17 protein-coding genes are annotated in these 18,917 nt (G+C 43.8%); all 17 read right to left on the bottom strand.

Annotated elements, in window-relative coordinates:
* Window positions 1-22: 22 nt before the first annotated feature.
* The 17 genes from flaG to NX845_RS09565 all read right to left on the bottom strand — a co-directional run bounded on the left by flaG (window position 23) and on the right by NX845_RS09565 (window position 18,903).
* Window positions 23-448: a flagellar protein FlaG gene (gene flaG, locus NX845_RS09645; protein WP_017087933.1), complete on the bottom strand. Its 426-nt coding sequence runs from the start codon at window positions 446-448 to the stop codon at window positions 23-25.
* Between the two features lie 81 nt (window positions 449-529).
* Window positions 530-1,660, bottom strand: coding sequence for a flagellin (locus tag NX845_RS09640; protein WP_017087934.1), 1,131 nt, complete (start codon window positions 1,658-1,660; stop codon window positions 530-532).
* A 778-nt stretch (window positions 1,661-2,438) separates the two neighbouring features.
* Window positions 2,439-3,572, bottom strand: a complete 1,134-nt coding sequence (locus tag NX845_RS09635) for a flagellin (protein ID WP_017095940.1) — start codon at window positions 3,570-3,572, stop codon at window positions 2,439-2,441.
* Window positions 3,573-4,272: 700 nt separating this feature from the next.
* Window positions 4,273-5,409: a flagellin gene (locus tag NX845_RS09630; RefSeq protein ID WP_017085293.1), complete on the bottom strand. Its 1,137-nt coding sequence runs from the start codon at window positions 5,407-5,409 to the stop codon at window positions 4,273-4,275.
* 423 nt (window positions 5,410-5,832) lie between these two features.
* Window positions 5,833-7,026: a flagellar hook-associated protein FlgL gene (gene flgL, locus NX845_RS09625; RefSeq protein WP_065682137.1), complete on the bottom strand. Its 1,194-nt coding sequence runs from the start codon at window positions 7,024-7,026 to the stop codon at window positions 5,833-5,835.
* Window positions 7,027-7,036: 10 nt separating this feature from the next.
* Window positions 7,037-8,917 (bottom strand): flagellar hook-associated protein FlgK, encoded by a 1,881-nt coding sequence (gene flgK / locus NX845_RS09620; protein ID WP_065682138.1) that lies wholly within the window; start codon window positions 8,915-8,917, stop codon window positions 7,037-7,039.
* A gap of 220 nt (window positions 8,918-9,137) precedes the next feature.
* A complete protein-coding gene (flgJ, locus tag NX845_RS09615; RefSeq protein WP_017076827.1) occupies window positions 9,138-10,073 on the bottom strand; it encodes a flagellar assembly peptidoglycan hydrolase FlgJ in 936 nt (311 codons plus the stop codon).
* Window positions 10,074-10,083: 10 nt separating this feature from the next.
* The gene (locus NX845_RS09610; protein ID WP_017076828.1) at window positions 10,084-11,175 is read right to left on the bottom strand and encodes a flagellar basal body P-ring protein FlgI; all 1,092 of its coding nucleotides are present in this window, start codon (window positions 11,173-11,175) and stop codon (window positions 10,084-10,086) included.
* 94 nt (window positions 11,176-11,269) lie between these two features.
* Window positions 11,270-12,046 (bottom strand): flagellar basal body L-ring protein FlgH, encoded by a 777-nt coding sequence (gene flgH / locus NX845_RS09605; RefSeq protein WP_017076829.1) that lies wholly within the window; start codon window positions 12,044-12,046, stop codon window positions 11,270-11,272.
* Between the two features lie 107 nt (window positions 12,047-12,153).
* Window positions 12,154-12,942: a flagellar basal-body rod protein FlgG gene (gene flgG, locus NX845_RS09600; protein WP_004736180.1), complete on the bottom strand. Its 789-nt coding sequence runs from the start codon at window positions 12,940-12,942 to the stop codon at window positions 12,154-12,156.
* A gap of 21 nt (window positions 12,943-12,963) precedes the next feature.
* Entirely contained in the window at window positions 12,964-13,713 is a 750-nt protein-coding gene (gene flgF / locus NX845_RS09595) for a flagellar basal-body rod protein FlgF (RefSeq protein WP_017095944.1), read from the bottom strand.
* 269 nt (window positions 13,714-13,982) lie between these two features.
* Complete coding sequence (gene flgE, locus NX845_RS09590) at window positions 13,983-15,287, bottom strand: flagellar hook protein FlgE (protein ID WP_017085298.1); 1,305 nt, start codon at window positions 15,285-15,287, stop codon at window positions 13,983-13,985.
* Between the two features lie 50 nt (window positions 15,288-15,337).
* Window positions 15,338-16,051: a flagellar hook assembly protein FlgD gene (gene flgD, locus NX845_RS09585; protein ID WP_017085299.1), complete on the bottom strand. Its 714-nt coding sequence runs from the start codon at window positions 16,049-16,051 to the stop codon at window positions 15,338-15,340.
* Window positions 16,052-16,068: 17 nt separating this feature from the next.
* Window positions 16,069-16,482 (bottom strand): flagellar basal body rod protein FlgC, encoded by a 414-nt coding sequence (flgC, locus tag NX845_RS09580; protein ID WP_004736176.1) that lies wholly within the window; start codon window positions 16,480-16,482, stop codon window positions 16,069-16,071.
* A 4-nt stretch (window positions 16,483-16,486) separates the two neighbouring features.
* Window positions 16,487-16,882, bottom strand: a complete 396-nt coding sequence (gene flgB, locus NX845_RS09575; RefSeq protein ID WP_004736175.1) for a flagellar basal body rod protein FlgB — start codon at window positions 16,880-16,882, stop codon at window positions 16,487-16,489.
* 255 nt (window positions 16,883-17,137) lie between these two features.
* Complete coding sequence (locus NX845_RS09570) at window positions 17,138-17,965, bottom strand: protein-glutamate O-methyltransferase (RefSeq protein WP_004736174.1); 828 nt, start codon at window positions 17,963-17,965, stop codon at window positions 17,138-17,140.
* Between the two features lie 11 nt (window positions 17,966-17,976).
* Window positions 17,977-18,903, bottom strand: a complete 927-nt coding sequence (locus NX845_RS09565; RefSeq protein WP_004736173.1) for a chemotaxis protein CheV — start codon at window positions 18,901-18,903, stop codon at window positions 17,977-17,979.
* Between the last annotated feature and the right edge of the window lie 14 nt (window positions 18,904-18,917).

Raw genomic sequence — 18,917 nt, 5'->3', positions numbered from 1 at the left:
TAAACCACCTCAATAATACGACTTAAACCTTCACCTCAAATATTCTACTATTTGAGTTTTGGGCTGCTAGGCGCCTTAGAATCTCAAGCATTTCTTCATCAGGAATCTGGCGAATAATATCACCGGTGGTGGTCTCATAAATAGTGACCACATCTCTCCCCGACTCTTCATCGACTTTAAAGGCAACACCCTTGTTGAGAGAGGAGACAAACTCGTTTACCTTCTCTACCATCTTGACTCGCTCTTCATCGTTTAACTGCTGTCTATCTTGAGCTAATTGAATCGCAGCTTCGGTAGCTTGCTCTTTCGATTTTTCTACCTTGCCATAAGATGTTGCTTCTTTCAGTCGTGAAATGTTCGACGCACTACTACCTTCATCGCTTGCAAATTTAATGCCATTAGGTGAGCCATAAGGCTGGATGTTCGATGCGTTGGATGGAATTTCCATAACACTCTCCCTCCCTCCTTTATGAGCCAAGCAGTAAAACTCTACCCAGAGTAGAATTTACCACTACTTACCAAGGTAAGTTTAGCCCAATAAGCTTAGAGCTGCTGATGGTGACTGCTTCGCTTGAGCTAGGATAGAAGTACTCGCCTGTTGCAGAATTTGAGACTTCGTCATTGCCGTTGTTTCTTTCGCGTAATCGGTATCTTTGATACGGCTCTTAGATGCATTAACGTTTTCGTTGATGTTATCTAAGTTGCTGATTGCATGATCAAAACGGTTTTGGAAAGCACCAAGAGAAGCGCGGTTACTGTCCACTGATTTTAGTGCGCCATCAATAACAGATACGGCTTCGTTCGCACCAGCAACCGAGGTTACATCGATATCGTTAACAGTCACGTCTTTAGCGGCACCGATACCTAGCTCGCCCGCAAGGCTGCCACCAAACTCAACATCACCTTCAACTTTTTGACTTGAAGCGAAAAGTTGCAATTTGCCGCCTTCACCAACAGACGCTTTAACATCTTCACTTTGGCCATTGATGTACGTTGCTAGCTCTTCGATATCGTTGCCTTCTTTTGCAGAAATAGACAGCTCTTGAGCTTCACCAAACTTATCGTTGTATTTGATAGTCAGATCAGAACCTGCGCCTACACGCCAAGAAGCATCTTTGCCTTCTTCTACGCCGTAGCTTTTGCCACCCATGTCTTGAGTGTCGGTACGCATGTTATTCATAGTCAGCATCACTGCTTCACCAGAATCAGCACCGATTTGGAAAGATTGGCTACCGTAAGTACCGTTAAGAAGCTTGTTACCACCAAAAGAGGTCGTTTCAGCGATACGGTTAAGTTCTGTGTTTAGAGCAGAGACTTCTTCCTGGATCGCAACACGTTCAGATTTGCTGTTTGAACCATTTGAAGATTGAAGAGAAAGGTCACGCATACGTTGCAGAATGTTGGTTGACTCATTCATTGCACCTTCAGCTGTCTGTGCAATAGAGATACCGTCATTCGCGTTTTTCACAGCCATATCTAGGCCACGGCTTTGCGACGTTAAGCGGTTAGAAATTTGTAGGCCTGCAGCATCATCTTTTGCGCTATTGATTTTATAGCCAGAAGACAAACGCTCCATTGATTTTTGAGTACCTTCAGCCGCGCTATTTAGGTAGCGCTGAGCCGTCATTGCAGACACATTAGTGCTTACATTAATCGCCATAGTTGATCTCCTTTAGGCATTTTTTAATGTACTTATGTGACTCTCACCTCACACAAATACATGTCAATTTTGTTTATGCACCAGTGTCTCTCTCACCTTACATTGGTACATATCATTTCTCTCAATCCCTTTAACGGCCCCTTAATTAGAAGCTTTAATAAAAAATGTGCTTTTTTTCATATTCTTTTCAACAACAAAGAAAAGTGTGATCGGGATTCAATTAATCGAGCGACATTCGCTAAAGTTTCCATTCAGCTTGGATTAATGGGCGTGGTGTTGAATATAAAAACCAAAAAAGATCCCTGATATCTCGTTCTACTCGATTCTGGGATGACGGTTAATTCCCTCACCGGCTTATGGTTCACTCTTCATTCCTTACAGTTGTAGATAAGAACTAAACAAACCCCTTCCTCAAAAAGCTAGATTCCTGATACCTCGTTCTACTCCGTTCTGGAATGACGATAAAAATCTAATGTTTGAATCTGAGTGAGTGTTTATTCGATCCGACCTTGCCAAAGCAGCTATAAAGTCTCCACAACCCAATTCCCGTCATTCCCTACAGTGAGGAACGAACGTGATAGGGAATCTCGCTTTTACTCCTGCTCACCGATAGCGCACTTTTCCAAATACACCTTCGCCAAATTGCAGGCAATAAAAAACCCAGCCGAAGCTGGGTCTGTTTAGCGCTCATCTCTCACCACGAGCTAATTTGTGGAGGCCTTACGTTAACACTTATGATTCAATAACGCTTAATAAGTCAACGTGGCTTTTCAATCGATTAACCTAGTAGGCTAAGTGCCGAGTTCGGAGCTTGCTTCGCTTGAGCAAGGATCGAGCTTGAAGCTTGAGAAAGGATCTGAGACTTAGTCATCTGGGTCGTTTCTTTCGCGAAATCGGTATCTTTAATACGGCTCTTAGATGCATTAACGTTTTCGTTAATGTTGTCTAAGTTGCTGATAGCATGGTCGAAACGGTTTTGGAAAGCACCTAGCTCAGCACGGTGGCTATCTACATACTTAAGGGCCGCATCGATTACTGCAACAGATTCTTGTGCACCACCAACTGACGTTACATCAATCGTATCAACCGTTACTTCTTTACCCGCTTGCATGCCTAGTTCACCCGCAAGTGAACCAGAAAACTCAACGCTGCCTTCAACCTTGTTATTACCTGCAAACATTTGTAGGTTGCCGTCTTCAGTTACAGACGCTTTAACAGAATCTTGTTGACCATTGATGTACGTTGCTAGCTCTTCGATGTCATCGCCCGCTTTCGCAGACACATCGATTTCTTGTGCTTGACCGAAGTTATCAGTGAACGACATTTTTAGGTCGTTTGCGCCAGCTTGAACGTTCCAGTCTTTGTCTTTCGCGTTCTCAGTTTGGTAGCTTTTACCACCCATCTGAGCGTTATCAGAGCGCATGTCTTTCAGTTGAAGCATTACCGCTTCACCGTTATCCGCACCGATTTGGAATGATTTAGTACCGTGAGTACCGTTAAGCAGCTTATTGCCACCGAAAGACGTTGTTTCCGCGATACGGTTTAATTCGTCATTCAATGCTGTTACTTCTTCTTGAATCGCTACACGCTCAGATTTTGAGTTTGAGCCGTTTGAAGATTGTAGAGACAAATCACGCATACGTTGCAGGATGTTGGTTGTCTCGTTCATTGCACCTTCAGCAGTTTGTGCAATAGAGATACCGTCGTTCGCGTTACGTACAGCAACATCAAGGCCGCGGCTCTGAACGTTCAAACGGTTAGAGATTTGTAGGCCCGCAGCGTCATCTTTCGCGCTGTTGATTTTAGAGCCTGAAGCTAGACGCTCCATTGATGTTTGTTGTGCGCTGTTTGCGTTGTTTAGGTAACGTTGCGCTGTCATCGCTGAAACGTTTGTATTTACATTCACTGCCATGGTGATTTCTCCAATTGATTTTCCGGTATAGCGGTTTCCGACGTCTCGGAAAACCAAGTAGTTCTCTCAAAGTTACTTTTAATAACGGCTCAAAATCCCGAAGCTTTAGAAAAACTTTTAAAAAACCACAAATAAAATATTAATTTCATATTTATTAGTAGGTTAAATTTACTGAATTTCTAAAGCAGCTATTGAATTTAATTAGGTAAAGATCCTAATTTGTTCAAAAAACACGCTAACCGTCGTTAAAATTGGTCAACGCTCAGAAATGATCAATCACCAAAGATCATTGATGGGCATAAAGATTATGCAATTTATCTAGCCAAGGAGAGCATTTGTAACGAAGAAAATGGGTTGAATGGAAACTTAAGGATCAGAAAACTAAAGTTAGAAATCAGTGGGGAAACGCAAAAGACAGGAAACAAAAAGGTAAAAATAAGAAATATAGGAAACAGAGATATAAAGAACAGAAAGGAAAAAGCCCCTTTTCCTTTGAGAGAACCGGGGCTAGTTGGCAGGTCAGAGCCTGTGTGGAGATCATCGAGAAATGAACACATTTCTGACACGCCGTTGCATTCTTACCGTAAAAATGAATAGCAGGTGAGAGATGAGAGAGCTAAACACTCATAGTAAGTATGCTTGCCAGTTTCCCTTGCTGCATGGCTCACGTCTGAACACGAGCAGCAAGTTCAACCAATAACTATTGCAATAGTGTCATTGCAGAGTTAGGCAACTGTTTTGCTTGAGCAAGTATCGAAGTACCTGCTTGTTGCAGAATTTGTGATTTGGTCATTTGCGTCGTCTCTTTCGCAAAGTCCGTATCTTTGATTCGGCTATTTGAAGCGTCTACGTTCTCTTGAACGTTTGCCAAGTTGTTAATACTGTGGCTTAGACGGTTTTGTTTCGCACCTAAATCAGCACGCTGTGAATCTACGTATTTCATTGCAGAATCAATCACGCTAATAGCATTCTGTGATCCTGCTACGCTCATCAAACTAATATCTTGAACCGATGTTGCACGACCTTCACTCTTAATACCTAGCTCAGAAGCTAAGCCACCAGAAATAGACATAGCCCCTTCAAGGTCAGGTTCAGCAACAAATAGTTGAATGCGACCATCATCGGTAACCGATGCGTTCACAAGATCAGATTGACCATTAATGTAAGTAGCAAGCTCTTCGATATCATCACCCGCTTTGGTATTAATATCTAAAACGATGTCTTCACCTGACTTTGTTTTAAATTCGAGCTTAAGATCGCGAGCTTGTGCTGGTACTTCCCAACTTTTGTCTTTACCGTTTTCAGAATCAAACGTTGTACCACCCATACGGAAATCATCAGCACGAACACTAGTAAGGCCCATAATCATCGCTTCACCAGAGCTAGAACCAATCTGGAATGATGCTTCACCAAATGAACCATTCAACAGACGACGACCACCAAACGAGGTTGTCTCTGCGATACGGTTAAGCTCATCTTGAAGTGCCGAAGACTCTTCATTGAGCGCGGTACGTTCAGCTGCGGTATTAGTTCCGTTTGATGATTGAATCGCCAGATCACGCATACGTTGTAGTACGTTGGTTGATTCATTCATCGCGCCTTCAGCGGTTTGTGCAATTGAAATACCATCATTGGCATTACGCATTGCCACGTCTAAACCACGTGATTGCGCCGTTAAACGGTTAGAGATTTGCAGACCGGCTGCATCGTCTTTCGCGCTGTTGATTTTATGCCCTGATGACAAACGTTCCATAGAGGTCGCTAAATCATTAGACGCTTTATTCAGGTAACGTTGTGCTGTCATAGCAGAAACGTTAGTGCTTACATTAATAGCCATTTTGCTCTCCTTATGAGTTCGCAAACTTTCTGCGAAGCGGCCAGCTTTACTCTCATATGGATAAGCACTGACCGTGTATTACTCGCTAAACCCTATGCAAGGTTTAAGATCTGTATAAATCATTTTATGACCAATACATATACAAGTTATATGCCAAGTTTAATACTGTTTTAATTAAATTTTAATATACATAAAATCAATCACTTAAATTAAAACTTAACTCGATTTGGTTTAACTGGCTTAGGGAACAAAAAGTACCTTCATTGACCCATTGCCGCTTTTTGCCGCTATTTTCAAACAGATGACACCCTGTATAAAAAACCGGCAAAGGTTGAAGTGATTCGCTCGTACGGCATAGCACATACGGCAAAGAATCTAACTTCAATGGTGAGTGTTAGTTCACCACTAAATACCGATTGATCATTAAATATAGTTAAACAAGGTCAGGTCTTTGGTTTTACCAAACGCTTGTTGAGAAGCTTGCAATGCTCGTGAGTTTTCATTGAACTCAATGATGGCTTTCGAGTAATCCAAATCTTCAAAGTTGCTTTTTGCTTTGGCTAAAGACAACTTAAAATCTTCATGTTGCTGTTCTTGGATATCAAGCGTATTCAATCGCGCACCGACATCCGTTCTCGCTTTGGTCAAATGAATAAACGCAGCATGGAACTCTTCGGTTGCTTGTTGCAACTTTGCCGTCGCTGATGCGTCAGACACGGATGATTCTGCAAGTTCTGCTGCATCTTGGAAGGTGTCAAATATTGAAAATGAGCTTCTTGGCTCCAAAGTAATCGAGTCGCCTTTAGTGATTTGACCTTTGATTTGAATACTCAAACCTTCATATTCAATACCTTTAGATGGTTCAAAATCTTCCACAGATACAGTACTACCATCTTTTTCTAGTTGATAAGCAAACTGACCATTTTGCATATCGACAAAAGTAACTTTGTAAGTTGAATCATCTTGAAAAGACTCATTTGTGGCTCGTTCAAGTAACAATGCAGAGGCCGGCTTCAAATCATATTGAGGCTCATAATCACCAAATGGGTTATCGATTTCCATAAACAGCTTGCTGCCCGGATCATTCATCGCCATTTCAAAACTACTTGCAACACGCATCTTGCGTTGGTAATCATCACCGGCATAGCTGACATGACCTTTATTATCTCGAAAGAAGGGTTGATTCTTCGGCTTAGTGCCAGCAAATGTGTAGTTACCTGACTCGTCTTGAGAATTAGACATATGCAAAAAATTACTCGCTAATTCTTGAATTTCACGCCTCTTTGCAAGACGATCTTCTGGTGATAACGAACCATTTACCATTTCCATCACGGTACGTTTTGCTTCATCTGCAAAATCCTCCGAATTAGAAATCATTACTTCTTGGTGCTCCAATCGATTGCGGACCAGGACAATGGCGTCACCATATTGCTTAAGCTGCTCTGACTGCTGACCAATGTTTTGCAAATAATGCGTAGCCAACGGATCATCACTTGGCGACTGCAACTTCTTACCGGAAGCAAGTTGCGCTTGATTGTGATGTACCTTATTTTCTTGACGGCGCAAGTCATTTTGTACTGACTGATAATTGTGGAAGCTAGAGATGCGATTCAACATTTATACCTTCCTATCTCAGAGCCAAAATAGTGTTAAACGTATCATTGGCTGCTTGCATGATTCGCGAAGAGGCCATATACGCTTGCTGAAATTTCATCATATTTGCCGCTTCTTCATCTAGGTTAACTCCAGACACTGAAGCGATACGTTCTTGAGCTGACTCTTTTTCCAACCTAGCGATATCACTCAGACGATTTGCCGTTGATGACTTCAGTCCCGTATTAGTATTCAAGTTGTGGTAAAGCTCTAAAATCGTAGATTCACCATCGTTCAAAACTTTTTCAGTTTGAAGATCTTGCAGTTTACGTAAGTTACCGTTGTCACCCTCTGATGGGACAAGGTTTGCCGTAAATTTATCGTTTGCCACGGCTCCAGAGGTCAACTCGAAAGTCGTGCCATTAATCGTAACCGGCCCCTCAGGTGGGTACGGCTGAGGCTGCATTAAAATATTGCCTTTCGGATCAGTCACGGCAAACTGCTCACCTTTTGGTGAAACAATCACTTCAAACTCACGCAATTGACCGGCCGCTAAGATCTTGAACCCCGCAGAGCCTTTCGCGAACGTGGTCGAGGCTTCATAACTTTGCGCGGCAATATCTCTAGGGTCTTTGGTTTCCATCTGAATCTGAGCAGCAAAGTTACGCGTTGGACGCAGTAACAGCTTCTCACCCAATTCAGGAGGGTTTCGAACTTCGACTCGCATCCCATCTAGATAAAAAGCATTGCCTGCTGAATTAGTGCTGACTTTTACCGTTTCACCATCCGGCTTGGTCACGACATATTCACTGCCATCATACTTAAGACCATACTCGCCACCTTTCAAGGCAGAGGTGTCATCAATATATACGGCAACATCAGCCTTTGATTGGCTACCCGCCGTCACGCGTGATTTCGCCACTCGCTCAGAGTTCACATCGGTGAAAATATCTTGGCCAACGTTGCCATTGAGATCTAAGCCTTGTGATTGAAGTAAATTTACTTTCTCCGAGAAAGCCGTCGCCAAACGCCCAAGCTCATCCATGATGTCAGGAATGTGTTCGTCTCGCATATCGAGCATGGCACCGATTTTCCCATCGATATCATTACTGGTAATCGGCTTCAAAGACTTACCTTCAACAATCGCCAGTCGACGCTGATGCGTATCAGGTAAACCGTCAACTAGCTTCAGTTGACTTGCTTCACTACCAGAAACCAAGGTATGACCATTACCAATATGGACGTTAAATCCTTCCGCATTCGAGCGCGGCGTTACCGTCACCTTGGTGTAGCCAGATAGCTCATTGATCAGCTTTTCGTGCTGATCTCGTAAATCATTGTGAGGTCCTGGGGTTCGCATCATCAGACGCTGAACGTCGCGAATCTCAACCGCAATTTGGTTAACACGTTCGATGCCGACTTCTAATTTTTTGTTGGTAGAATCAGACTGTTGACGTACCGTTTCATGAAATTCATTCAAGGTTTTAGTTAAAAGCCCAGCTTTCTCTAGCACGACCTTGCGCGCACCCACATCATTCGGGGTATCGGCGAGTGTCTTAATCGAATCAAACCACTCATTGAGGTTTTCTGGAATCTTCTTCGAAGCAGCCGATGACAACATGCTCGACAGCATATCGAGGTTGGCTTCGGTATCGCCTTTGTTGGCGGCATTGGTTGTCGATAAGTTAAGTTCTTTGACGGCAAACTGATCCCAAGAGCGGCGAACATTTTCCACATGCACACCCATACCGTAGGATTGCCCACCGTACTGGCGCGGGTCATTCACACCTTGAATCACAGACTGGCGGCTATAGCCCTCTGTGTTGGCGTTAGAAATGTTATGACCTGTGGTGTTGAGCTGTCTCTGAGCCGTAAGAACACTTTGTGCCCCTACATTCAGAAGATCCGACGCCATAATGCCCCCAAAAAACTTAACAAAACCAGAATGAACTGATTAACTACAACCGTATATTACTAAGATAAAAGCAATATATATGCCAACACAAACAATGGAGAGTTAAAATACGATAATTTATTGAAGTGTAAGGAGATAACTATGGATTACGCGTAAGAACTGAAGGGGCGGAGAAGAAAAGAGCCTGCCAGTAGCAAGCTCTCTATGTTGATTTATGACGCTAGTTCATCTCATCAATCTTGGCTTTAACTCGTAAAACCTTGTCTGCATAGTTAGGGTCAGTTGCGTAACCAGCCTGATGAATACCTTTGATGAAATTCTCTGAATTGCCTTGATGCTGTAGCGCCGTTTCGTATCTTGGATTTTCGTTCAAGAACTTCACGTAATCATTAAAGCTATCTTCGAAATTAGAGTAAGAACGGAAAGAAGCAGACTCTTTAACGGCGGTTTTGCCATGGAACTCAAGAGTTTGGGTCGCGACCTTATCGCCCTTCCAACTTCTATCTGCTTTGATGTTAAATAAGTTATTGCTGTTGCCCAAAGAGTTCTTAATCATCTTAGAGCCCCAACCTGTTTCAAGTGCCGCTTGTGCTAATAGCAGTGACGAATCAACGCCAAGTGCACTCGCCGCTTTTTCAGCGTAAGGCTTCATCGACGTAACAAACGATTCTGGCGAATCAAATGAAGCGGGTTGTTTTGCTGCTGACACGTCTGTTGTTGACTTAGCAGATTGAACTTCAGAGACTTTCTCTTCTGAACGACCAGAATATTGAGGTCTTTCCAACGAGGTATCAAAACCTTCACTGCGAACCTTATCTTCTGTCGCGTCGCTTACTTGACCAGCGCTTAACTGAGCTACAATCATGTCCGCAAGGCCTAATGAACCTGATGCACTGAGTTCACTCGCCATTTGGTCATCTTGCATCTGACGATAAAACTGCTCGTTCTGGCTGTTCAGCATATCCGACTTAAAGCTAGAGTTAGCATCACGCATCGACTTAAACAGCATTGAAGTAAAAATCGATTCAAACTGTTTTGCCGCCGCAGTTAGCGCCTCTTTTTCGCTGCCTTCTTCACCATTTACTGCTTGTTGACGAAGGCGGTCTAAACTACCGATGTCGTGAATAAAGCCGATGTCATTGTTATTCTTAATCATGCTTTATTCCTTAGATAATGATCAATTGGCCTTCAATTGCACCCGCTTGTTTCAGTGCTTGAAGGATTGCCATTAAATCAGAAGGTGCAGCGCCTACTTCATTGACTGCGCGTACCAAATCGTCCAGCGTTAGGCCCGGTTCAAATTTGAACATCTTGCCATCGCCTTCCGTGATTTCGATATCAGAATCAGGAACCACTACCGTTTGACCACCAGAGAATGCATTAGGTTGGCTTACGTTGAGATTTTCTTTGATTGCAACCGTCATACCACCGTGGGTTACCGCCGCCGCTCTTAGACGAACGTGCTTACCAACCACAATGGTGCCGGTACGAGAGTTAACTATGATTTTTGCAGAGCCCTCTGCAGGATCAAATTCGATGTTTTCAATTGCCGATAAGAAAGCCACACGTTGGCTAATTTCTCGAGGTGCGCGAACTTTTACAGACGTCGCGTCAACCGCTGAAGCCATTTGTGGGCCTAGGAAATTATTCACCGCATCAGCCAAACGCTGAGCCGTTGTAAAATCGGATTGGATTAGGTTGAAAGTGATGTAGTCACCACGGCCAAATGGAGTTGGGATTTCTTGTTCAACCGTCGCACCGCTAGATATGATGCCGACATTAGGGTTGTTTCCGACGATTTTAGAACCGTCGTTACCTTGTGCACTAAAGCCACTTACTACCAAGTTACCTTGCGCGACCGCATACACCTGACCGTCTAGACCTTTCAGGAAAGTCTGCAGTAAGGTACCACCACGCAGGCTTTTTGCTGATCCGATAGAAGACACCGTTACGTCAACTTCCTGGCCCTGCTTAGAGAATGCTGGGAGTTCAGCGGTAACAATTACCGCGGCGACGTTTTTAGTTTTTGGCTTGGTGCCGGGCGGCAATTGGATGCCAAAGTTTTGCAGCATTGCGTTAAACGTTTGATCGGTAAAGGGAGTTGTCTCACCTGTCCCCGGCAAACCCGTAACCAAACCATAACCGACAAGTTGGTTACTACGAACACCCGCCACTTTTGCCACGTCTTTAATACGCGCAGCATGGGCACTGGTGGCAAGAAATAGCATGCCGAATAGTACGAGTGTGAGTTTTTTCATTGAGTAACCTGTCTGTATTGCTTTAGTTTATAATAACTTAGCGAAATATTTGTGATTGATGAGGGCTGTCAGTATCTCGACGCTCTATCAAGCTCTACAGAGATACATTAAAGAATCGTGCCAAGAATCCAGGCTCTTGCATATCTTTCTGCACGCCCGTACCTGAATACTGAATTCGTGCGTTAGAAACACGGTTTGAAGCGATGGTATTTTCGAAGTCTATATCATCAGGACGGATGGTGCCGCTTAGGCGGATGTACTCATCGCCCGTATTCAGTGTCATCCACTTTTCGCCACGGACTACTAGGTTACCATTGGCTAATACTTCGATAACTTCAACGGTAATGTAGCCGCTGATGCTGTTACTTTGGTTGGCTGACGCGTCACCCGCAAAGGTGTTGGTGTTGCTCAGATCATAAGAAAAGTTGTACTTGTCGATTGTCAGCTCTTGTCCACCGACTGCCAGCGGCTCCATCGTTGCATCGTTCGACTTAGACATGTCTGCGTTGGCTTTCTTGGTCGCTCGAGTATTCTCGTCCAACGCCACGGTAATGATGTCACCAATACCACGAGGTTTTGAGTCGTCATACATGCTGCCAATGTGATTAACATTGAACAGTGAGCCCGTTGCTGCTGCGTAGTGTTCTGGTTTTTCTTTTGGATTGATTGGCGCCCATGCTGGGTCACCAGCAACTGGATCGGTTCGACCACGAAGTGTATCGATAATGCCTGAGCTCTCTTGCGCTGACTTATCACCTTCCACGGCATCAACCACTGTGGTTGCGTTTTCTTCTGCCGGAGTCTCAATAGGATCCAAAACAGAACACCCCGTCATAGACATAAACAGAGCTAAACAAAAAATACGTTTCATGGCGATATACTCTCAGCAGGCAATGGTAAATAGATCAATTGGTAGAAACACGTCAGCTAATTGGAAAAATCTATTAATTATCAATAAGTAAACGGCTAATAAACCAATTACAGCTGTTGGTTAACAAAGCTCATCATCTTGTCTACCGACGAGATAACTTTCGAATTCATTTCGTAGACACGTTGAGCTTCAATCATATTCACCAGCTCTTCGGTTACGTTGACGTTCGATGTTTCGAGCATCGACTGACGAATATTACCTAAGCCATCAAAGCCAGGAACCCCCTCTTGCGGGTCGCCACTAGCACCGGTTGGTAAGTAAAGGTTTTGACCTACAGGCTCCAAACCACCTGGGTTTACGAAGTCAGTGATGGTGATTTGGCCAACCACGACGTTGTTTTGCTCACCACGTAGACGTACTGATACTTCACCGTCGTTACCAACCGTCACCGAAATCGCATCTTCAGGAATCACGATTTCTGGTTGCAGAGCATAACCTTGACCTGATGTAACGATCGCGCCGTCACCGTTCAGAGTGAACTGACCATTTCGGCTGTAACCTGTTTCACCGTCTGGCATTTCAACTTGGAAGAAGCCGTCGCCTTCAATCATCATATCTAAGCTGTTCGACGTTGTTTGCGCGTTACCGTGAGTGTGCACTTTTTGAGTTGCGACTACTTTTGAACCTGCACCTAACATCAAGCCACTAGGCAGCTCAGTATTTTGAGACGATTGGCCACCAGGCTGGTTGATATTCTGATAGAACAGATCTTCAAACACCGCACGGCTCTTTTTAAAACCAATGGTCGAGGCGTTGGCAAGGTTGTTCGAAATTGTTGAGATATTGGTTTGTTGTGCGTCTAAACCTGTTTTACTTACCCATAATGCTGGATGCATAGTAAATTCCTTTAAATTCTATTAGCTCATACGAAGCAGTGAATCAGACGACTTGTCCATTTCCTCTGCCGTGCTCATCATCTTGACCTGCATTTCAAACTGACGTTGCAAGTCAATTAGGCTGGTCATTTCACCTACAGCATTTACGTTACTGCCTTCGATAGCACCTTTAAGCAACGTTACCGCTGCATCCGCTTCGTATGCCTGATCTGGGTTTTTCGAACGGAATAGACCATTCGTATCTTTAAACAAACTTTGGTTGTCTGGGCGTACAAGTTTAATACGGTCAACAATCGCTAATTCTTCAGCTGGAGCGCCTTGAGGAATCACCGAAATCGTACCATCTGTACCAATTTCTACTTTGCTGACCGGGATTGGGAGCGTGATTGGCGCGTCATTCTCACCTAACACCAAGTGACCGCTTGCGTTGGTTAACAAACCGTTTTGGTCAACCTTTAGATTACCATTACGCGTTAAACCTTCACGGCCTGTGTTATCCATCACTGAAATCCAACCATCACCTTGAATAGTGACATCAAGATCTCGGCCAGTGGTGACCACACTACCTTGTGCGAAATTATGACCCGGACGTTCTGTCATGCTGAAAACACGAGTAGGCATGCCTTCACCGTACGCTTGCATTGAACGTGCTTGTGCTAAATCAGCACGGAAACCCGTTGTACTTACGTTGGCAAGGTTGTTAGCACGTAGCTGCAAAGCTTGCATATTTTGCTTAGCGCCACTCATGGCAAGAAACAGTGCGCGATCCATAATTTTGCTCCAAAAATCATCTTCTGGGGCTAATAAAGCAAACACTGTGCCAATATTTTTAACTGTTATTTATCAATAATTTAAATAGAAAACAAACAAGAAAGGTGATCATCAAAGGATCATTGAGGAAGAATTGTTGCCAGTGGCATTACCGGGCGGCAATAGTGGCGGCAAATAGAAAAGTAAACAGCCATATCAAATTCAACAACAATACCCAATTCAATAACATTGAATTGGGTATTCGCAGATGATTCAAACGCTCGAAACGATTAACGAATCTGAAGAATATTCTGTTGCAGTTGGTTGTGTACTTCTAGAGAACGCGAGTTCGCTTGGAAGTTACGTTGAGCAGAAATCAAATCAACCAGTTCTTGAGTCATATCGATGTTCGACTGTTCTAACGAGCCGTTATTGATGCTACCAAATGAACCTTTGTTCGATTCACCCCAGATCTTATCACCAGAGTAGCTAGTAGAGTCCCATTGAGTGCCGCCTTTCTTATCTAGACCTTGCTCATTGGGTACACGAACCAAGCCAACACGACCAAGCATTACGTTTTCACCATTTGAGTAAGTGCCCAGAACAGTACCTGATTCATCAAAATCTACTTTTGTTAAGAAACCTGTTGTCGCACCATCTTCATTAAACTTGGTTAGTTCAAATGGAGCAGCAAACTGAGTTGATGAATCAAGACTGAAATTAAGTGTTTGAGTTACATCAGCGCCGTTTAAATCAATAGGGGTAGTACCGGCTCCTAATTGCTCTGATATAATCGGCTGGCCGTTATTAAGGCTAGCTAAAGTGCCATCATTATTAAAGCGCATTGTATGGCCGACCTGACCCGCTGCATTTGTCGCATCACCACCAGTGATGTTGACTGGCTTCTCACCCTCGCCATCTGTCATGGTGTAGTACGTCTGCCAAGTATTCGGTTGAGTTTGATCTTTAAGGTAGTAAGTCGTTAACTTGTAAGACTGACCCATAGAATCGTATACCGTCGAAGATGTCGAACGATTATACGTATCAGAATCATTAAAGTTAAACGCAGCCGGATCTTTAAGATCACCATTTGCAGGTAAGTTGACCCCTACTTCAATATTTCCAGTTTGCTTTGGCTTGCCGAATTCAGCAGGAATACTAAGTGGTTTGGGTGCATATGAGGATACTTCCCCACTTTCGGGATCAACTGCATAGCCAAGAAGAAACTCATCATTCGAGGTTACCATGAAGTTGTCTTTATTTAAGTGAAAAGCACCGTTACGCGTTAGTTCGTTGATCTCTGGCACCATGCGGTCTTTCGATACTGCAAAGAAACCTGTACCACTGACACGCAGGTCCATTGGGTTATTTGTATAAATACTTGAACCTTCGTGGAACTGTTGCGCAACTTTACTTGCTTGAGCACCACCACCAGGAGTAGTCTTTCCGTTAGTAAACAACGAGCTTGAATACACATCGCCGAACTCTGCTCGAGACTCTTTAAAGCCAAACGTGTTTGCATTCGCAATATTGTTACTGGTTGTATTCAAGTCTAATTGTGCAGCGGATAGGCCGCTCAAAGCTACATATGACATTCCAATATTCTCCTAATCTCTCTAGCTAGCATAATCACTCTTTTAAAGAGTTACGCTTTACCAACTTCTAGTACTTCAGCAAGTCGTACTGGCGATGTAAAACCAGCCAGATTGAGTAGTACGTTGCCATCACCCTTACCAAGAAGCACACTGTTCACGTTCGCATAACTGGAAACTTGGAACTCTGTGTTCTCGCCATCCAGTAAACCCGACGCTTTCACGTTGTATTTACCAGCCGGTAATGGGTTACCGTCTTCGTCTTTTCCATCCCATTCAACACGTGTGTCGCCTGATGGTTTAGAGCCGATATCAAAAGTGCGAATCAATTGACCAACTTCATTCTCAACACGGACGATTACATTGTCCATTGCCTGAGGAAGCTTAACCATTGACGCCATACCGCCATCACCGGGTTTCACACCTGCCGCACCAGGAACCAATACATCGCGGCCAACCAAAGAGGATGCCTGTAATGCTTGGTTAGAAGTCATTGATGAATTCAAGCTTTCAAACTGTGTATTCATTTTGCCAATGCCATCTACGGTCGCAAATGAAGCCATTTGCGCAATCATCTGGTCATTGCTAACCGGCTTAAAAGGGTCTTGTTGGGCTAATTGCTTAGTCAACAAAGATAAGAAGTCTTCTTGTTTAAGATCCTGCTTACCTGTTGTTTCGTCGGGCTTTTTCGCGCCATCTTGAAGACTCTTAAGCTGGTCAACATAGGACAAGCCGCTTTGACCAACATTGTTGTTGATTCCAGCCATTTGTTACCTCCTTATCCTTATTGACCCATCTGCAGCGTACGCAGCAGCATTTGTTTACTCGAGTCAGCAACCTGCACGTTTGTTTGGTACGCGCGTGATGCCGAAATCATGTTGGCCATTTCTTCCATAACGTTCACGTTAGGCTTGTAGATATAGCCTTCGTTATTCGCTAATGGGTGATCTGGGTTGTACTCCGCGCTCAACGGCTTATCGCTTTCCACAATACCTAATACTTTCACAGGCACAGTGTGACCACTGTTGCGTGCTTTATTTAACTCAGCGCCGAACACTGCGTGGCGAGCCTTGTAAGTTTCTTCAGCAGAACTACTTACACTGTCCGCGTTCGCAAGGTTGCTCGAGGTCGTATTTAGACGAACAGATTCAGCACTCATCGCTGAACCAGTCACATTGAATACATTGAATAAACTCATCTAATTATTCCCCTTTAATCGCTTTAGTTAAATTCTTGAACTTACTTCCTAGGAAGTCGAGAGAGGCTTGATGCCTAATTTGGTTTTGCATGAAAAGGTTTCTTTCCAAATCCAAATCAACCGTGTTGCCATCTCCTGTATCAGGTTGGGTAGGAATTCGATACTTCGTTTCCCCGTTCACCGTTGTTGAGGCAGAAATGTGCCGACCATCTGTACGGCTAAGACCAATACTTGCCCCAGAACTTGCCGCTTGCAGCGATTTCTTAAAGTCTAATCCTTTTGCTTTATACCCAGGCGTGTTTGCTTGCGCGATATTGGTGGAAAGCACCTCAGCGTTACGCTCACGTACACCAACGGTGTGCTGGTGAATGCCTAAAGCATTGTCAAAAGAAATAGCCATGTAAACCTCAACTCAAGAACTGACTGTTATGAGATAACCAAAGCAATATATATACCAACTTTTAAAACAAAGCGGGCTATCAATACTTTTACAGGTTACTCGTGGGTAAACTTGCAATATACAAGCCAAAAAATAGAGTAAATTGGAATGTCACTCTGACTTAAAGATATAGGTTAAGCCGGAAAAAGAAAACCCAGCACTTGGCTGGGTTTTGAAATTAGGCAGTAACGTTGCACCTAAAACTGGTGCCACTCATTACTTTAATTTGTAGATGATGCCTGGATTACAGCGAACCATTTCAAAACGATCCGTTAAGCCTGTTAGCGATTCAGACGCACCCAATAATAGGTAGCCACCAGGATTCAGGCTGTTTGCCATCTGGTTAAGTACCTTTGATTTCATATCAGGCGAGAAGTAAATCAGCACGTTACGACAAAAGATGATGTCGAACTTACCTAACAATGCATAGCTGTCCATCAGGTTCTGAGGGCGGAAGTTCACCATGCGCTTAACGTTATCTTTCACTTTCATACGGCCATCGCCCGCATCTTCAAAGAAAGTACGACGACGCTCAGGAGAAAGTCCACGTCCCAATGCAAGGTTGTCGTACGCGCCAGTGCGGCACATATCCAACATACTTGCTGAGATGTCAGTTGCGGTAATCGATACATTTGGCAACATACCTGGCTTACGAGCTTGAGTCTCAAGAATCGTCATTGCCATTGAGTATGCTTCTTGGCCTGAAGAGCTTGCCGCAGACCAAATCTTAATAGGACGTTTATTTGCCGCTATTTCCGGTAGAAGTTTATCCGCAAGCACAGCAAACGGGTAAGTATCACGGAACCAAAGTGTCTCGTTCGTCGTCATGGCATCGACTGCAGCCACACGCAGCTCACGGTTTCGACCTGTTACTACATCTCTCAACAAATCAGACAACGAAGCTAACTTAAACTTCGTTACTAATGGGCTTAGACGGCTGCGCACTAAGTACTGTTTGCTGTCACCTAATACAATGCCACATTGAGATTCTAAGAAACGGCTGAAATCGCGATACTCTTGATCACTTATTGTTATAGCAGTCATTAATGTCTCTTTTAGTTAGTTAACGCAGCTTTTACCGCTGCACCAAGCTCATCGGGGTTGAACTTCGCGATGAAGGAGTTAGCTCCTACACGCTCAACCATGGCTTGGTTAAATACACCACTCAATGATGAGTGTAAAATTACGTATAGATCTTTAAGTTCCGCGTGACGACGAATCTCAGCAGTCAGCGTATAGCCATCCATTTCTGGCATTTCGATGTCTGAAATCACCAATGAAATCTGATCGTAAATACTGCCTTCTGATGACATCTCCACCAGCTTCTCATAGGCTTCTTTACCATCTTTCACTGAAATAACTTCAAAACCAATCGACTCAATCGCACGCTGAACCTGCTTACGAGCAACAGTTGAATCATCAGCAATCAAGATACGACGAACCAATTCTTTACCTTGTTCTACTTCTGCGATTTCTTCAGCAATTTTGCTGTCCATTGTTTCATCAACAGGTGAAATCTCCGCTAGAATTTTTTCTACATCAAGAATTTCTACCAGCTCATTATCAATGTTGGTGACTGCAGTCAGGTAATGGGCTTTGCCTGCACCATCTGGCGGCGGAAGAATCGACTCCCAGTGCATGTTAATAATGCGTTCTACTGAACTGACCAAGAAACCTTGAATGGTTCGGTTAAACTCAGAAATAACCACAAAACACTTTTCAACATCCGTTGTAGGACGGCCACCAATCGCTAAGCTCAAATCGATTACAGAGATCGTTTGGCCACGAATGTGTGCTACACCTTTAACCAGTGGGTTCAAGTTTGGCATTTTTGTCAGTTTAGGGCACTGAAGTACTTCTTTTACTTTAAAAACATTAATGCCGTAACGCTGACGCCCCATTAGGCGAAAGGTTAGTAATTCTAATCGGTTTTGACCGACGAGTTGCGTACGCTGATTCACCGAATCAAGAATACCCGTCATGAGCTCATCTCCAT

The organism is Vibrio sp. NC2 (assembly GCF_025195005.1).
GTDB lineage: Bacteria > Pseudomonadota > Gammaproteobacteria > Enterobacterales > Vibrionaceae > Vibrio > Vibrio splendidus.
This window is presented reverse-complemented; position numbering and strand designations above follow the sequence as displayed.

Excerpts from the sequence above, each read along its gene's own strand:
- flaG (WP_017087933.1), bottom strand. The coding sequence starts at position 448 with ATGGAAATTCCATCCAACGCATCGAACATCCAGCCTTATGGCTCACCT.
- NX845_RS09640 (WP_017087934.1), bottom strand. The coding sequence starts at position 1,660 with ATGGCGATTAATGTAAGCACTAATGTGTCTGCAATGACGGCTCAGCGC.
- NX845_RS09635 (WP_017095940.1), bottom strand. The coding sequence starts at position 3,572 with ATGGCAGTGAATGTAAATACAAACGTTTCAGCGATGACAGCGCAACGT.
- NX845_RS09630 (WP_017085293.1), bottom strand. The coding sequence starts at position 5,409 with ATGGCTATTAATGTAAGCACTAACGTTTCTGCTATGACAGCACAACGT.
- flgL (WP_065682137.1), bottom strand. The coding sequence starts at position 7,026 with ATGTTGAATCGCATCTCTAGCTTCCACAATTATCAGTCAGTACAAAAT.
- flgK (WP_065682138.1), bottom strand. The coding sequence starts at position 8,917 with ATGGCGTCGGATCTTCTGAATGTAGGGGCACAAAGTGTTCTTACGGCT.
- flgJ (WP_017076827.1), bottom strand. The coding sequence starts at position 10,073 with ATGATTAAGAATAACAATGACATCGGCTTTATTCACGACATCGGTAGT.
- NX845_RS09610 (WP_017076828.1), bottom strand. The coding sequence starts at position 11,175 with ATGAAAAAACTCACACTCGTACTATTCGGCATGCTATTTCTTGCCACC.
- flgH (WP_017076829.1), bottom strand. The coding sequence starts at position 12,046 with ATGAAACGTATTTTTTGTTTAGCTCTGTTTATGTCTATGACGGGGTGT.
- flgG (WP_004736180.1), bottom strand. The coding sequence starts at position 12,942 with ATGCATCCAGCATTATGGGTAAGTAAAACAGGTTTAGACGCACAACAA.
- flgF (WP_017095944.1), bottom strand. The coding sequence starts at position 13,713 with ATGGATCGCGCACTGTTTCTTGCCATGAGTGGCGCTAAGCAAAATATG.
- flgE (WP_017085298.1), bottom strand. The coding sequence starts at position 15,287 with ATGTCATATGTAGCTTTGAGCGGCCTATCCGCTGCACAATTAGACTTG.
- flgD (WP_017085299.1), bottom strand. The coding sequence starts at position 16,051 with ATGGCTGGAATCAACAACAATGTTGGTCAAAGCGGCTTGTCCTATGTT.
- flgC (WP_004736176.1), bottom strand. The coding sequence starts at position 16,482 with ATGAGTTTATTCAATGTATTCAATGTGACTGGTTCAGCGATGAGTGCT.
- flgB (WP_004736175.1), bottom strand. The coding sequence starts at position 16,882 with ATGGCTATTTCTTTTGACAATGCTTTAGGCATTCACCAGCACACCGTT.
- NX845_RS09570 (WP_004736174.1), bottom strand. The coding sequence starts at position 17,965 with ATGACTGCTATAACAATAAGTGATCAAGAGTATCGCGATTTCAGCCGT.
- NX845_RS09565 (WP_004736173.1), bottom strand. The coding sequence starts at position 18,903 with ATGACGGGTATTCTTGATTCGGTGAATCAGCGTACGCAACTCGTCGGT.